Consider the following 16242-nt stretch of genomic DNA (forward strand, 5'->3'; position numbering starts at 1 on the left):
TTTGGATGTCCTTCCACGCTGGATTTACTTTGCTTGCGGCCTATTTGGTCAAGGCTCCCTTCTTTTTCACGGCTGTTGGTTCACAAGCAAATGTTGGAGGTGCGGCTTCTGCCTCGGTAGTGGCGGCAGCATTTCATCCTTCTTTGGCATCGGTAGGTGTTTTGCTAGCAATATTAGGTTATGCCTTGGGTACGTATTGTGGCTACCTTACAGGTTTGATGATGCAATGGGTGAATAATTTAGCGATTTAGTGAATTTTGAATTAGTGAATTGTGAATTGGTGGTGTACTGAGGATTGTATTTTGTTCAAAAGCGTTCTAATCGTTTGCATTTTTGTTGCCGCTACAACTATTACCAAACTTATCCTTTCGTAAATAGATATGAATACATAAGTATACTTTCTAGTAAACGATGGAAGTATTTTGTCCTTTGCCCCAAGCCGAACACATAAAGCCTAATAAAACCCAAAAGAAAAGGGTTCTAGCCGAAGCTGGAACCCTTTATTATTTGGAAAAAATCGTTTGTAAATCTAGAAATTTTGAGGAGCAAATGACAATGCTAGATGGTACTCATAGTCCTGCTCTTGGGTTTAATAAGTACAATTACCTCTGTTCCTCAAAAAGGAAACGATCGAATTCCTCATCACCTCGTCGATATATTCTAAGCACAAATCTTTTGTACCCATACGACCTGTTGTTTTCCAACCTGCTGGAACATCGTTTTCCGCAGGAATGATGGTATGAATATGACCATCAAAAATTACCTGATAGATTGTTTCTTGTTTCATTGCAGCACTTATTTATGTAAAGTGATTAGAACATCAATTATAAATATAACAAAAAAATCAAGAAAAAATTACATAAGTAGTAAAAAAACTATTAAAAAATTGTCAATTAATAGTTAAAATTCTCCTCCTATTTGGACTTGATGTGAGGAGCTATGATTTTTGTTTTTAATTGAGAAAATTAATCCATAAACAATTGTCTGTCAATTCCAATTCATTAAATAAAATGCGCTTCGCTGATAACTGAAAAAAATAGAATGACCTAGTTCAAGACCTAGTCTTGGACTCATTTTTTAATAGTTTGAAACTTTTTTTAAAAATTCAGTGAAAAATATCAAACACCTGAATCCTCCAGTCTCATTTTCTCTAGTAATTAGTGCGCTTCTTTAGCGTTAGCGTTTTACCTCAAAACCCTTGAAATATGATTATTCTATTCTTCTTTTAGGCCTTATAAAAATTACCAAGGCTAAAAAACTATTTTTTTCGGTATCTTATAGCTGGTTTTTGTACTTTTGTCCAACAATTCCTTTTTATAAATTTAAAGACTAATCATGCTTAAATCTGTCCCGTTCAACCAAACTGTCGCCTTTCAACATTTAGTTAAATTAAAAGCTGAAGTCGAACAAACACCTCTTAAAGAACTTTTCACAGCCGATTCAGAGCGTTTCGAGAAATACTCAATCCGTTTTGAAGACATTTTAGTTGATTATTCTAAAAACCTTATCAACGAAAAAACCAAGGCAGCATTGATTGCTTTGGCCAACGAATGTGAATTGGATGATGCCATCGAACGTATGTTTACTGGCGATTTGATTAACAAAACAGAAAATCGTGCGGTATTGCACGTAGCGCTACGCAATCGCTCTAATACGCCTATCGCCGTTGGTGGCGAAGACGTGATGCCAGCGGTAAATGCTGTTTTGGATAAAATGAAAGACTTTTCTGAAAAAGTAATTTCAGGTGCTTGGAAAGGTTATTCAGACCAAGCCATTACCGATGTCGTAAATATCGGTATTGGTGGTTCGGATTTAGGCCCTGTTATGGTTACAGAAGCCTTGAAACCCTACAAAAACCACCTTAATTTACATTTTGTATCTAACGTAGATGGTACTCATATTGCTGAAGTTTTGAAGAAAGTTAATCCAGAAACTACCTTGTTTTTGATTGCTTCTAAAACTTTTACAACGCAAGAAACTATGGCCAATGCACACTCAGCACGTGATTGGTTTGTGGCAAATGGTGGTTCGCTAGAGGCAGTTGCCAAACATTTCGTTGCCATTTCGACCAATGAAAAAGAAGTCGTTAAATTCGGTATCGATTCTGCCAATATGTTTGGTTTCTGGGACTGGGTTGGTGGTCGTTACTCTTTGTGGTCGGCTATTGGTTTATCGATTGTCCTTTCTATTGGTTTCGAAAACTTTATTGAACTCTTGGAAGGTGCTCACGCTATGGACAAGCACTTCAGAACTACAGATTTCAACGAAAATATTCCAGTGATTTTGGCATTGGTTGGTATTTGGTATAACAACTTCTTCGATGCTGATTCTCACGCTTTGTTGCCTTATGATCAATATATGCACCGTTTTGCGGCATATTTCCAACAAGGAGATATGGAGTCAAATGGTAAATATGTAGGTCGTGACGGAAAAGCGGTTAATTACCAAACGGGTCCGATTATCTGGGGTGAGCCAGGTACAAACGGTCAACACGCTTTCTATCAATTGATTCACCAAGGTACAAAATTGATTCCTTGTGATTTCTTGGCACCTGCTCAATCACAAAATGTGATTGGCAATCACCACCAATTATTGTTGTCGAACTTCTTTGCTCAAACAGAGGCTTTGATGAACGGCAAAACGTATGAAGAAGTAGTAGCAGAATTCGAAAAAGCAGGTAAATCAGCAGAGGAAATTGCTGAGTTGGCTTCATTCAAAGTATTCCAAGGAAATAGACCAACGAACTCTATTTTGTTCAAAAAATTGACTCCACGTACTCTCGGTAGCTTGGTGGCGATGTACGAGCATAAAATCTTTGTTCAAGGGGTTATTTGGAATATCTTTAGCTACGACCAATGGGGTGTAGAATTAGGTAAGCAGTTGGCAAACAAGATTTTACCAGAATTAGCTTCAGAAGATAACATTACTTCTCACGACTCTTCAACCAACGGTTTGATCAACGCTTACAAAGCTTGGAGATAGTGATGAATTGAGTGATTGATTTTAATCAATATTTTACAAATTTTTGAAAAAAGCGGTCGGAAAATAATTTTCGATCGCTTTTTTGATGTTATTAGGCTAAATGGAATATTATTTCAGACGTAATGTATTACGTCTCTACTTTTGGTATTCTAGTTTTAAATTAAATCTTATCTGTTCAAACAAAGTATCCTAATGTGAATCATAATAGCTGGGATAATGCCTTTGCTGAACTAAATCTATTACCTTGGTTGTTTGAGCATAAAAATAGTGTTATGTAGACTTGTTGAAAAATATTGAAAACACAAATCTCAACTCAAGTTTTTAAGTCATCATTTATGAAATTAACCTTATCTGTTCTCCTTTTATTATCGATATGTATGAGCTCTTTTGGACAAAAAGACTCTGTAGAACATCAAAAAATCTATTTTGTAAAGCCCAAAATTGAATTGACCACTGGTGTTGGGTTGACCGTGGCTTCCTTTTTCGGTTTTCGTCAATTGGATAAAGTCGCACACTTATCAAAAGAGGATATTCTAAAGCTTAATCCCAATGATTTGAACAGTTTTGATAGACCAATCGCCTTCAAAAATCCAGCAAATTTTTCCTCAGCTGAGAAAAATTCTGATTTGTTTCTCAATATTTCTATCATTAGCCCTGCACTTTTGATGCTGGATAAAAATATCCGAAAAGACTGGGTTGATTTGCTGAGTATGTACATGATGACGCATGCCGTGGATAATGCCTTATATTTTGGTGCGGCATATTCTATTCGTCGTCCACGACCGTTGACGTACAATCCTAATTTGACAGCGGAGGAAAAAATGGGAGATGGACGAAGCAACTCATTTTTTAGTGGACACGTTTCGTTTAGTTCAACGGCAACATTCTTTTTGGCAAAAGTTTACACCGATTATCACCAAATAAAAGGTTTGAAAAGAATCGGGTTATTTACCCTTGCAGCTATTCCACCAGCCTTGGTGGGCTATTACCGAACAGAAGCAGGAAAGCACTTCAAATCGGATGTGATTACGGGTTTTGTATCAGGAGCTATCTGTGGTATTCTCGTTCCTGAATTTCATAAAAGATTACAACAAAAGAAAAATTTGACTTTTCAACCAATCTATTCTCCGCAATTTGGGGGCGTTGCTGCTACATTGGCGTTTTAGTGGTGAGTTATGAATGGTGAATGGTGAATGATGAGTTAGGATTGTACTAAGGATTCCAAACGATTGCAGTTTTGAGATTTCTGATTTCGGAAATAAAGTAGAACCTTTTTGTTTTTTACAAAATATTGCAACTTAAACTTTCGAAATCTAACATTCTATATTAGTAGTGTACGAAAGATTAATGTTGTGTTCAGAACAAGATTGCTGTAGTGACAACCGCAAGGTTTGTCGCTACAACAAAAATGCTAAGGATTAGAACGCTTTTGAATAAAATACTATCTTTCGCCTAATTACTGGACAAAAAGAGAAAAGGTATCTAGACTTTTTCAATGAATGTTTAAAAACAGTTTAAAACTGTTAAAAAAATGAGTCCAAGACTAAGTCTTGAACTAGTAACTTCAATTTTGTCCAGTAATCAGATCTTTCGCATAGTCCTCGTTTTGAGAGATGAATTGTCCTGAATTTTAGGCGAGGACAACTCATCACTCAAAACTCACAACTCATCACTCAATTCAGTTTCCATCAGGTTTGATTACTGAGACCAAAGGGCTCACTGGGAAATCCCATGTATTCAAATCATCGGGCTGAGCTGGATTGTAGGCTTTAAAATCCTTGTTGAGATATTTTTCAATCCCTAAATGATTGGATTTGATACCTTCTACGATGCATTTTGCCAATTGGTAGGCACCATAATTACTAAAATGTGTGTCGTCATGAATCGCTTTTTCTTGATTCGGAAAGGTATTTGCTTCATAATGAACAAAAGCCTTTTTTGAATTTTCTATGCCGAGTGTTTCCCAAAGAGTTTTACTCATCTTGTTCAAATCTATTAATGCAACATTTTCGTCTTTTGCTACCTGACGCATAGCGTCTGGAAAATCTTCAAGCGTATTAATGATTTTACCGTTTTCGTCAAATTTACGACGGTGCATAGAGGTAACCAACACAGGAGTAGCGCCTTTTTCACGTGTTTTTTTGATAAAACTGACCAGATATTCCTTGTATGTCGATTGTGATTTGAGCCCAGAGCCTGGTTTTTGGTCGTTATGCGCAAACTCCATAAAGAAATAATCTCCCTTTTTGATTTGACTCATGACTTTTTCAAGACGTTTTTCAGAAGTAAAACTTTTAATAGTTTCACCTGATTCGGCGTGATTGGCAAACACTACTTTTCCTGCTTGGAAAAAACTTGGAATCATTTGTCCCCAAGCGGCAAAAGGTTCAATGGCTTGGTCTACAACGGTGGAGTTTCCTGCCAAAAATACGGTTGGAATCTTACTCGATGCTGGCGTGATTTCTAAAGCACAAACCTTGGGCAATTTGCCATTAAATTCTAGCGTTAGTTGGTGATCCCAATGTAAATACTCCTTTTCTCTAGGCTTGAGTTTTACGCTTGATGAATCTGAAATTTCGGGATAACGAACGTTTACCGTAAAATTTTTAGTAATCAACTTCCCCTTTTCAGTCTCTACTTTTGCTAACATCAATCGGCGACATTCGGCTTTTATGCTAGTAGAAGAAGTCCCCTCGGCATCGCCCAAGATTACTTTAACATCATAATTTCCTTCTGGAACGTCGACCGTAAAGAAAAAGGGAGTATTGCTGGTGCAAAAATCGGCAGTAAGGGCCTCTTTTGAAGCACGATTTTCAGCAGAGATTTTAGCGTTTGGCATAAAACCAAAACCTTTTGCTTTTGAATAGTAGTCACTTGGACCAACAGCTTGAAACCCTTTGGCAACAGCACCCGTGCCAAAGTCAAACTTAAAAGAATTTTTTACTTGTGAAAAAGCAGTCAAATTTACTGCTGTTATCAGGCAGAGTGATAAAACGGATTTTTGTGAAAACATTTGTTTTGTTGTTAGAAAATTACCTTAGAAAAAACACTTTGCTTTCAACAGTTGATTGATTTTATATTTTATAGGGGGATATCTTGTTTTATCTCCATAAAGCAGGAATCAGTAATGATTTACTGATAATCTTGTTTGTTTTTGTGATGGTAGTTTTGAATTACCTCTTTAAACTATTTGATTTTGGTTTTTTTTAGAAATGACACCTATCAGAAAAAGAGTGTAACTGAAGATTTCAAGGCTCTAATCATTTGTAGTCGATAACGAGATTTTAGCAGTTGAAATAAAGTTTTAGTTTAGTCAAAAAAGCTAATGATACTATGAACCACGATAGAGAAGGGAATTTTTGTAAGGGTTTTGTTAATAGGTATATTGATGTTGGGTAAGAAAGTTGTTGGGGGGAATATTGCTGACTTGAATTTTAGTATATTTAGAGGTATTATTTAAATTAAATGAGGCTAAAAACTGAAAATCTAACAACTGGAATGTTCTATTGGTGATGAGCCATTGACAAACTAATTAGTACCTCTATTTCAAACTACAAAAATTATGGAAAGAAATTTTGCCAAAGATTTTATTGAGATTGCAAGTGAATTCAAAAGGGCTAAACCCTCAAAAGATAGTATTATAAAAATGTATGATTTGCTTTATGATCTAGAGTCCGCAACAAGAACTAAAAACGATGACATAACACTTGCTAATGTATATAGCATGTTGGGTTTTCATCTTTCAGCCTATAAAGTTTTGAAATCGGTGGCTGATTTAAGTGATAAAAAAGTAGTCGCCAAATTGTATGTGATGGAGGAAAAATCTCAATCTCACGGGAATAGATATATCATAAAAGATTTTAGAAAAAAACAGCAAGAAAAAATACTGTCGAAACTATTACCTACAGATTTTGTAGCTTCAGAAACAAATGAGAATCAATATCTTATAACAAGTAAGGAGATTTGTGTTTTTGGTAAAATTATTGAAAAGGACACTATAACTATTTCGCTTTACGGAGGAAATCAGTTTGATACTTATGCGGAAAAAATAATTGACTTTATCTTTTGGCTAGGAACTTGTAAAAAAGAACTTATAAAATTTTATAACAAAAATATGAGCGATTTCACAGGTGATGAAGCAAATGGAGAATGGTATCACACTTTAGAAATATATAACTTTAATATCAGTGTAACAGAAAATGGAAAGCTTTGCGCAGAGATTTCGGTTGGGGATATTTTTGTATCAGATCATACTTTAGAAATAGAAATTGTTGAAAGAAAAGTAATAAATATGAATTATGATGGATAGGAAATATAATCCATCTTTCACACCAATTGATTTTCAACATGAACAAAAGATTACCTTATTTTAATGATATTCTGTATGTAGTCATCATCATATCATTGAGTGTGTTCTTAATCTTTATTGGCTATAAATTAGTACCGAGTGAATACAAAATATATTCATTCGGTATTTTAGCCCTTTTTTTAGGATTACTGTTTGAAAGTTTAAGAATATCTGATAGCTGGGTAAGGGTTGGCTACATTTTTATTGCCGCTTTTATCTGCAGTATTATTATGTTGCTACCTCCTTTCTATGATATTCGACAACATCTATCTTCTTTTCCTTATATATTTTGGATCACTTTTTCTTTTATCTCTGCTATTTTCCATGATGAAAAAGCAACACTTAAGCTAACAGAAGGAGTAACGTTGCTATACTCAATTTCTATAATCTATTGGGTTATCGATTGTGGATATATGAGAACGGAAAACTGGCTGATAAAATCTTTACTTATCCTTGGGTTACTGTTATCATTATTCTCCATAATCAATGCTCTGACACCTTTCATACTTTCAAGAACTACGAAGTTGGTATTGAGTTTTTGGAGCTCTATTATCGTATTGTTGATGAGTATTGATGTGATATATCGAGTGTACCAAAATCATAATATTACATCTAATCAATCTTTTGCAAATGGAGCGTATTTCGTACTTCAGTATTTTTTTCTAGGCTTTTCGAGTATATACATTGTGCAAAATGCACTCATGTTATTATTTTTTTTGCCTAGTAGAGGTTCTTTTTTTAATTCAACATACTTTAGTGAAATCCAAGAGTTTAAAAATAAACACATCATGAGATACTCTGACCGCCAAACTGACTTTAAACATTCGTCCGTTATTATTGTACTCACAGTAGGGCTTTACTGGTTAAATTATCGATTTGATTTCCTCCCAAGACATATTATTATTTGGATTGTGTTTATGTTGTCACCCTTGGTTACGAAGTTGACAAGCCGCTGATTAGACGGGGAAATTTCTTCAAATTATAGAATTGGCAAAGCGCTCTTAAATCCTAAAAAACAAAGATATGTTCTCACTTCTTCACCAAACTAACCAAATTAAGATATCAGACGATTCTGGATTTTTAGCAATTGTGAATTCAGAATCATATCAATCTTTTGTTGACGAAGACTGGCAACTTACTCAGCTAGTAGAACATTTTGTCAATGAGATGAATAACAAATGTTTAGTTATTTGGTCGACCGGCTTACCAAGTATTTGGGTTGTTTCTTTTGTTGAAAGACCTATTCACAAAAATCCTTTTCGTGAAATTACCAGCACTATTGCAGTTACCGAGGGAAAGCTATATTTAACTACTTTTGAAGATTTATCCATGTCTGCTCAATTCGAGGAGGTAAAAATTCCTGCACCACATCATGCAGACTTGGCAATAACGCTTGAAAATGGATTATATAATATAACAATTCGGCAGTTGTTTGACCCCCAAGACTATACTTTTGACCCTGATGGAGAAGTAGGCTTTGAAATTGTTGTGCAGAAAACGTTAAAAGAAACAGAAAAAAAGGAAGGGATATTTTGGTGGACTTTGTAGCGTAGGTACTTGAAAATTATTCGTTTTGTAGCCATTGAATTTGCGATAATTTGGTCTATCAAGTAAATTTTTCCTGAACCATACATCTCATAAATTCAACTTATATTAGGCGTAGACTCATGGTTTCGTACAATATTCAAAATAAGTGCTCATTGTATTTTTCTGTATCAGTAAATAAAAAATAGAACTAGTAAGATTAACACTCAAGAATGAAAATTTATTCAACCATACAAATAGGCGATTACCATATAAATCATTGCGAAGATTATTTGTTCACAGGTAATATTGGTAATGATAAAATCTTGTGCGCAGTAATGGATGGCTGTACAATGGCTATTGATAGCTATTTTGCTTCTACACTTGTTGGAAAACTTTTAAGAAAAATATCGATTAAAAAGGGATATAGTGAACTATATAGTTTAGAGACAATTTCCAATGACATTGATACCTATCTCAAATCGATACTTAAAGAGCTTTTCAAGGAATTAGTAATTATTAAAAATCAACTTTTGCTTGAAAGAAATGAGTTATTAACAACCCTCATTATTTTACTTCTTGATAAGAAAACAAATAAAGGTGTTGTATTAGTGGTGGGCGATGGGCTCGTTAATATCAATGGAATAATTACCGAATTTGACCAAGACAACAAGCCTGATTATTTAGGATTTCATCTTGCAGAAGATTTTGATACGTGGTATGATAATCAAAAACAGAAAATATTATTCGACCAAATTGAAGATATTAGTATTGCAACAGATGGAATCTTTATGTTTGAGAAGTTTAAAAAAGTAGAAAATACAGATTCAATAAATGCTTTGGAATACCTCATACTTGATAAAACGGAATTAGATCATGAAGAGATGTTGAATTTTAAACTCAAAAAATTAGAATATAATTTTGGACTTAAACCAACCGACGATTTAGCAATAATCAGATTGTTGAAGTAACGAGAAGTTTTTCATTTGTCTTTAGCTACTAGCCTCTTTTAACTGAGGTTCGTGATCAAAGAGACTCATTCTCATATTCCAAAATACATAAAGGAGGGGAAACTTATAATACATCATTAGTTGTGTCAGAAGGATTTTTACCCATTTCAGATTTGGGAATTCTGATTTTGGAAATAAAGTAAAATACCTAAATTTTTATAAAATATAAAATAGTACACTTCCGAAATCCAACATCCGGTATCCGATATAAACAGTTCTAGAATCCTTCGAACACTACTAATTCACAATCCACCACTCACCATTAAACCCCCGCCCATTTAGGGTTTTGGGCAAGCACTTTTTGTTGTGTTGGGCAATCGTCGTCGTGTGAGCCTTTTAGATAGCCAATGCTCATCAAGAATTCTCCCACAATTTCACCTCCTGTAAATTTGAACGTCTTTTTGAAAAGCTTTACCCATTCTTCCTTGGTTTTGGGATGGTGTGCTTCTAGCCATTTTTCAAAAGAGCCATATTCCTTTTGCAAAACCTGAATTTTTTTGGCGTTTTCTATCGCTGCATTGATTTTTAAGCGATTGCGAATAATGCCTGCATCTGCCAAAAGCCTTTCTCTATCCTCCTCGGTGTACGAGGCTACTTTGTCGATATCGTAATGACTATAGGCTTCTTTGAAGGCTTGCTCTTTTTTAAGGATTGTTTCCCAACTCAAACCCGCTTGGTTGATTTCTAAAATCAATCTGCCAAATAAGGCATTATCGTCGTGAATCGGGAAGCCGTAGTGATGGTCGTGATAATGGGCATGCAAGGCCTTACGGTCGGCAGGTTGCATATTTTGAATAGCTTTGCAATAAGACATAGGTCGGGTTATAGATTTGTTAAACTCAATCAACGTAAGTAATTTCGAAATAGTTCTTTGCTTCAGTCAAGATGATTTTCCATAAATCTGAAAAATAAAAATGAAGTCATCCCGAATTTAGCGATTAGGTAAAATTTGTATTCTACCTGTAGAGACGCAATGATTGCGTCTTAAGCTGAGTAGAATCTGGCATGGTAGCATCAAAAAAGCGGTCAGAAAATATTTTCCAACCGCTTTTTTGATGAAAACTTTGAGGATAACTCTAATCCCAAAAATTCGGGATGAATCATGTTTGATTCTATATCCCCAATGACGCATCTTCAGACGCAATCATTGCGTCTCTACAAATTAATTTTGCGATTACTCATCACTCAATTATTTTCTATAATCTCCTTGGCGTTTTACCATCCAGCCTGGGTATTGCATCGGAAGTGGACTCACGGTATCAATTTTCTGCAAATCCTCAGCCGAAAGCTGTATTTGTGTCGAAGCAATATTGTCTTGTAACTGAGTAATTGTTTTAGCTCCGATAATCGTACTGGTAACACCTGGTTGATGGCGAACCCATGCCAAAGCTACTTGTGCCACAGTAGTTTGATGTGCTGTTGCAATTTCCTGCATAACATCTACCAAATCGTAGGCTTTTTCTTTATCGATTGGAGGAAAATCAAAATTCTCTCTTCTCGAACCAGCTACTACCTGCTGACGAGTATATTTGCCACTCAAGAAACCACCAGCCAATGGACTCCAAGGGAAGATGGCTAATTTGTGATGCTGTGCCATGGGTACTAATTCATGCTCTATATCGCGCGAAACAGCCGAGTAATAGTATTGTAAACCAATGAAATGATGCCAGTTGTGGCTTTTTGCAATCTCCTGTGCCGTTGCCACCATCCATGCAGGCCAGTTACAAATGGCAATGTAACGAGCTTTTCCTGCATTGACCACATCGTTTAAGGTATGTACAATTTGCTCTACCGAAGTGCGAGGATCAACGCCATGAACATACAAAATGTCCACATAATCTAGTTGAAGGCGTTTTAGACTAGCCTCAACCGAGTTGAAAATATGATAACGAGAAAGTCCAGCACTATTGGGCGCATCGTTCATTCGTCCTAATACTTTGGTCGCAATAACTACTTCGTCACGACGAATGCCGAGGTCGATAAGCGACTGTCCAAGTAATTGCTCAGATTGCCCAAAAGAGTAAATGTTGGCCGTATCGATAAAGTTAATACCTGCGTCAATGGCTGCTTTGATTAATTGATTGACCTCCTCTTGTTGGAGTTGTCCAATATTTCCCCAAATACCAGCGTCTTTTCCGCCAAAAGTCATAGTTCCGAGGCATAATTCTGATACTAAAAGTCCAGTTTCGCCTACATAATTGTATTTCATAGGTTTTGTTTTATTAGTTTTTGAAAAAGTTTTTACTAAAAATCTGATGCAAATTTCTTACAAAACTCTTGTGTACAGTTATCCCAAACGAAACAGAAAATATAAAAAATCAAACAATTTTGATTTCTCGGAATAACTTCGGAGTAGTTTGTAACGAACGACGGAAAAAGGAAGTAAAATGCGAAGGGGCGTCAAATCCAAGGGCATATCCTATTTCGGAGATATTCCAGTCGGTATGTTTGAGCAGAGTTTGTGATTCTTGCAAAACTCTTTCTTGAATCAACTGGGAGGTAGTTTTGCCTGTAACCGTTTTCAAAGCACGATTAAGATGATTGATATGGATGGAAAGATGCCCCGCAAAATCAGCAGGAATGCGTAATTTCATTCTTTGCAAGGGCGATTCAATCGGAAATTGCCTTTCAAGTAATTCCACAAACAAAGAGGTAATGCGATTATTAGCCGAATGCGTATGTTTTTGGATATTATCATTGGGCGACAAACGCATAGCTTTATGGATAACTTGTTGCACTAATGCTCTCAAAAAATCGTATTTGAAGGCATAATCGACATTTATTTCAGCAGACATCTGTTCAAAAATTAGTCGAAATTCCTCAATTTGTTCTTCATCAAGATTATAAATAGGAAAGCTGCCAGGCTTAAAAATAGGATACTCTTTGATATTAGGAATTTGATTCAAAAAAGCTTCGGTAAACACACAAAAATAGCCGCGCTGAGTTTCTCCAATTCTTTCGATTTTATAAGGAATCATCGGATTGGCAAACGATATTCCAGCAGACTTTATTTCAATCGATTTGTCAGCGTAGTGATATATATTGTTGCCAATAATCAACGAAATTTTATAGTAGTCCTTGCGACTATAAGGCACCGATTTTGTGGGTTTACCTATATAATCCTCCATCTTGAATACATTGAAATGCCCCACGTCCTTGCGGAGGTTTTCGGGTAAACAGTTGGCGCTATTCTTGTAAAAATCTTCTAATGTATGAACCTTTTCCATGAAGTAAAGTTATAAAAAATCAAACTAACCTGTAAAATGCAACGAAAAAATCGGCCTACAAGTTAATTTCCTCGTGCAGAATTTGATAAAATTCTTTGACAGCCTTTTTCTGATAAACTTCTTTCATTGAAATAATCATAGCCGTTCTATCTATATTCTCGCCAACAAGCGGAATAGTTGCTAAGCCGTCTTTTTGGCTGACAGAGGTTTTGGCCAAAATCGTATGCCAATGTCCTGTTTTGACCAATTCCAACAAAGTTGGAATATCATTGATTTCAATTGCAATATTGGGCGATAATCCGTGGCGCTCGAATAAATCATGCACAAATTTGCTGGTCATGTATCCTTTGGCGGGAAGTACTAGCGGATATTGCGTTATCTGTTCTAAAGTAATTATCTCTTTTTGTGCCAAAGCCGAATCTGGTGCCGTTACAACTGTCATAGGTGAGCAAAATAAATTTTGATAGTCAAAATGTTTTTCTACCGCTATATCTCCAAAAAAACTTAAGGCAAAATCAAGCTCCAAATGGTTCAATTTGTCTATCAATTCTTCCGAAGTTCCAAATACCACTTTTATCTTAATTTGCGGGTATTGCGTTGCAAAACGAATTAGTGCAGGAGTCAAAACATATCGTAGCCCATAGGTTACGCCAATGGTAATTTTCCCAGTTTGAAAATTGTGTAAGTCCCTCAGCATCAGTAATCCATCTTGTGCTTTATTGATACTTTGAAAGGCAAAATCCGCAAATAATGCACCTGCTTCCGTAAGGGTAACACGTTTGCCGATACGATTAAATAAGGGTATATCCAGCTCATCTTCTAACTGCTTAATCTGCTGAGAAAGAGTACTCTGACTGATATTAAGCTGCTCTGCGGCCTCCGTAAAATTAAGTAGCTCTTTAGCCTTGAGAAAGTATTTTAATTGTCGAAGCTCCATGGATATTGAGTGAGTTGTGAATTTTGAATTGTGAGTTAGTGAATTTTGAATGGGTGTTTGTTTTAGGAGATTTCCTATTTTGGTTTATTTGTTATAAATCCGAAATCAAACATCCGAAATCAGAAATCGAGAAGGTTTTTCTAAATCGAAAATACCGATTGATGTAATAGAAAAAAAGCGTTTTACGAATTTAAAACTTCTCTACAACTTTGCAGTGTAATCATGAAGCATTTCTTGAGTGTGGATGATATTGAGAAGAATATAGCATAACGTAAAACATCCCAATTCATGAATATCGAATATAAGGCGGTTTCATTACCGAAAAATTTTATCCTAGGGTTTACCCAAATCTTGCTTTGGGGCGGTTCATTTTTCTTGTTGGCTATTTTGGCAAAACCTATTATTTCAGAAACAGGCTGGTCGCACCAATTAGTGTATGGCGCTTTGTCTTTAGCGATGTTGGTATCGGGAATGTTGGCTTCGAAGGTGGGGAAAATGATTGATACAATCGCGAAAAATTACAATTTGTTATACGCAGGATTTGTGATGGGAGCGGGGCTTATCATCATAGGTTTATCCCATCATTTTTTGCTATTTTTATTAGGCTGGTGTGTGGTTGGGGTAGCTATGGCGATGGGATTGTATGATGCACTTTTTGCTACATTAGGGAAAAAATATGGCAAAATTGCCCGTAAATCTATTGTACAAGTTACCCTAATTTCAGGATTTACTACAACGGTTGTTTGGCCTTTGCTTTCGTTTTTATTGAATTATTATGGCTGGCGAAATGCTTGTTTTGTGTATGCAGGAATTCTCATCGTTTGGGTTTTTCCAGTTCATAAACTTTTGATTCCTGAAAAAGTACAAATGATAGAGGAGGAAAATATCTCATCGAATATTCAACAAGAACTCCCAACAGGCTTAGAAAATACCAATGTGTTTACCATACTTTTGATTAATTTTACCATTGGTTCTATTCTAATGACAGGAATCTCTGTCCATTTAGTAGAAATACTAAACGACAATGGATTGCCTCTGACCGTGGCGATAAGTGTGGGGGCAATGCTCGGCCCAAGTCAAGTAGGAATACGATTTTTGGATGCAATTTTACCTAAAAAAACACCTTTAAATTCAGCCTTGGTATCGTCGGTAACTATTTTTGTAGGGCTGATTTTATTTTTGTTGCACCATCAGATTTCATTTTTAGCAGTTATTTGTTTTGGTTTGGGCAATGGAATGCGTTCAATTTTGCGCGGCACATTACCTCTATGGATATTTGGCGCCGACTCGTATGCAACAATCATGGGCCGCTTAGCGGGATTACCGATGGTCGCACAAGCACTGACACCTTTATTGAGCGGCTATATGATTGCTCATTTTAGTGTCAAAAAATTTGTAGGTTTACTAGTAGTTTTGGCATTTGTCAATATCATTACCATGGTGGTTTTGAGAAATAAAATATTGAATACGAGTCGTGTACTGAGCGCATAGGCTCAAAATCCACTTGAAAATATGAGAATTATCCCATTACAAGAAGGCAATTATTTTGTCGATAAAAATCGAGCATTTATACCATTGACTTCTGCTATAAACGAGCAAGGTTTAAAACTAGCAGTACAACCTTTTCTGGTGATTACTGATACCGATTATATGCTAATCGAAACAGGTTCGGGATATGAATACTCAGGGCGCCCTATTATCAAAGATTTACTAGCCAAGGAAGGCATTACACCCGAGCAAATAACCAAGGTATTTCTGTCGCATTTTCATAAAGATCATATCGATGGTTTGGGAATAATTGAAGAAGGTAAATACCAATTAAATTTTCCTAATGCTCAAGTTTTTGGACAAAAAAGAGAATACGAATACGCCCTATCGCAAACGCAAAGTACCTCTTATAATTTCCAGAAATTGATGCCATTACAAGATTTGTCCAACATGGTTTGGATGAATGAAGATAGCGGAAATCTCATACCTGAAATCTCCTATCAAGTTGTAGGAGGGCATTCGCCGTATTTACAAGTATTTTGGATTAAGAATGATACAGAAACCTATTTTTTTGGTTCTGATAACCTTCCTCAAGAAAGTTACTGGCAACACAGTATTGCCTACAAGTCGGATTATGACGGCAAAAAAGCCCGAGACCTTAGAACACATTGGAAGCAACAAGCCCAAGAAGAAAATTGGAAAATATTGTTGTATCATGATATGGAG

The 16242-nt window shown here is 35.9% G+C and carries 15 protein-coding genes; 9 read left to right on the top strand and 6 right to left on the bottom strand.

From position 1 onward, the window contains the following. On the top strand, positions 1–251 hold a 251-nt coding region (locus ACOVQ4_RS13365; RefSeq protein WP_421821132.1), incomplete at its 5' end, for a DUF819 family protein. A gap of 338 nt (positions 252–589) precedes the next feature. Here the strand turns inward: ACOVQ4_RS13365 and ACOVQ4_RS13370 are convergent. Continuing rightward, positions 590–787 carry an MbtH family NRPS accessory protein gene (locus ACOVQ4_RS13370; protein ID WP_421821133.1) on the bottom strand — a complete coding sequence of 66 codons (198 nt, stop codon included), beginning with the start codon at positions 785–787 and terminating at the stop codon, positions 590–592. A 548-nt stretch (positions 788–1335) separates the two neighbouring features. On the opposite strand from ACOVQ4_RS13370, the gene pgi reads away from it, so the two are divergent. Both pgi and ACOVQ4_RS13380 read left to right on the top strand, forming a co-directional pair. Next, positions 1336–2982 carry a glucose-6-phosphate isomerase gene (gene pgi / locus ACOVQ4_RS13375; RefSeq protein ID WP_421821134.1) on the top strand — a complete coding sequence of 549 codons (1647 nt, stop codon included), beginning with the start codon at positions 1336–1338 and terminating at the stop codon, positions 2980–2982. 335 nt (positions 2983–3317) lie between these two features. Beyond that, entirely contained in the window at positions 3318–4148 is an 831-nt protein-coding gene (locus tag ACOVQ4_RS13380) for a phosphatase PAP2 family protein (RefSeq protein WP_421821135.1), read from the top strand. A 512-nt stretch (positions 4149–4660) separates the two neighbouring features. Here ACOVQ4_RS13380 and ACOVQ4_RS13385 read toward each other — a convergent pair. Next, the gene (locus ACOVQ4_RS13385) at positions 4661–5995 is read right to left on the bottom strand and encodes a rhamnogalacturonan acetylesterase (protein ID WP_421821136.1); all 1335 of its coding nucleotides are present in this window, start codon (positions 5993–5995) and stop codon (positions 4661–4663) included. A 549-nt stretch (positions 5996–6544) separates the two neighbouring features. Between ACOVQ4_RS13385 and ACOVQ4_RS13390 the strand changes: the two genes are divergently transcribed. The 4 genes from ACOVQ4_RS13390 (at position 6545) to ACOVQ4_RS13405 (ending at position 9825) form a co-directional block, all read left to right on the top strand. Continuing rightward, positions 6545–7291: a hypothetical protein gene (locus tag ACOVQ4_RS13390; RefSeq protein WP_421821137.1), complete on the top strand. Its 747-nt coding sequence runs from the start codon at positions 6545–6547 to the stop codon at positions 7289–7291. Between the two features lie 38 nt (positions 7292–7329). Next, entirely contained in the window at positions 7330–8286 is a 957-nt protein-coding gene (locus ACOVQ4_RS13395; protein ID WP_421821138.1) for a hypothetical protein, read from the top strand. Positions 8287–8353: 67 nt separating this feature from the next. Further along, positions 8354–8878: a hypothetical protein gene (locus ACOVQ4_RS13400; RefSeq protein ID WP_421821139.1), complete on the top strand. Its 525-nt coding sequence runs from the start codon at positions 8354–8356 to the stop codon at positions 8876–8878. 209 nt (positions 8879–9087) lie between these two features. Then, positions 9088–9825, top strand: a complete 738-nt coding sequence (locus ACOVQ4_RS13405; protein WP_421821140.1) for a protein phosphatase 2C domain-containing protein — start codon at positions 9088–9090, stop codon at positions 9823–9825. 301 nt (positions 9826–10126) lie between these two features. Here ACOVQ4_RS13405 and ACOVQ4_RS13410 read toward each other — a convergent pair whose 3' ends face one another. The 4 genes from ACOVQ4_RS13410 to ACOVQ4_RS13425 all read right to left on the bottom strand — a co-directional run bounded on the left by ACOVQ4_RS13410 (position 10127) and on the right by ACOVQ4_RS13425 (position 14028). Then, complete coding sequence (locus ACOVQ4_RS13410; protein ID WP_421821141.1) at positions 10127–10678, bottom strand: DNA-3-methyladenine glycosylase I; 552 nt, start codon at positions 10676–10678, stop codon at positions 10127–10129. A 375-nt stretch (positions 10679–11053) separates the two neighbouring features. Next, positions 11054–12073, bottom strand: coding sequence for an aldo/keto reductase (locus ACOVQ4_RS13415; RefSeq protein WP_421821142.1), 1020 nt, complete (start codon positions 12071–12073; stop codon positions 11054–11056). Between the two features lie 109 nt (positions 12074–12182). After that, entirely contained in the window at positions 12183–13091 is a 909-nt protein-coding gene (locus ACOVQ4_RS13420; protein WP_421821143.1) for a helix-turn-helix domain-containing protein, read from the bottom strand. A gap of 55 nt (positions 13092–13146) precedes the next feature. After that, on the bottom strand, positions 13147–14028 hold the full coding sequence (locus ACOVQ4_RS13425) for a LysR family transcriptional regulator (RefSeq protein ID WP_421821144.1): 882 nt from the start codon (positions 14026–14028) through the stop codon (positions 13147–13149). Positions 14029–14316: 288 nt separating this feature from the next. Between ACOVQ4_RS13425 and ACOVQ4_RS13430 the strand changes: the two genes are divergently transcribed. Continuing rightward, complete coding sequence (locus tag ACOVQ4_RS13430; protein WP_421821145.1) at positions 14317–15519, top strand: MFS transporter; 1203 nt, start codon at positions 14317–14319, stop codon at positions 15517–15519. Positions 15520–15540: 21 nt separating this feature from the next. After that, a partial coding sequence (locus ACOVQ4_RS13435) for an MBL fold metallo-hydrolase (protein ID WP_421821146.1) occupies positions 15541–16242 on the top strand: 702 nt, incomplete at its 3' end.

This window comes from Flectobacillus sp., assembly GCF_049240685.1.
Taxonomy (GTDB): Bacteria; Bacteroidota; Bacteroidia; order Cytophagales; family Spirosomataceae; genus Flectobacillus.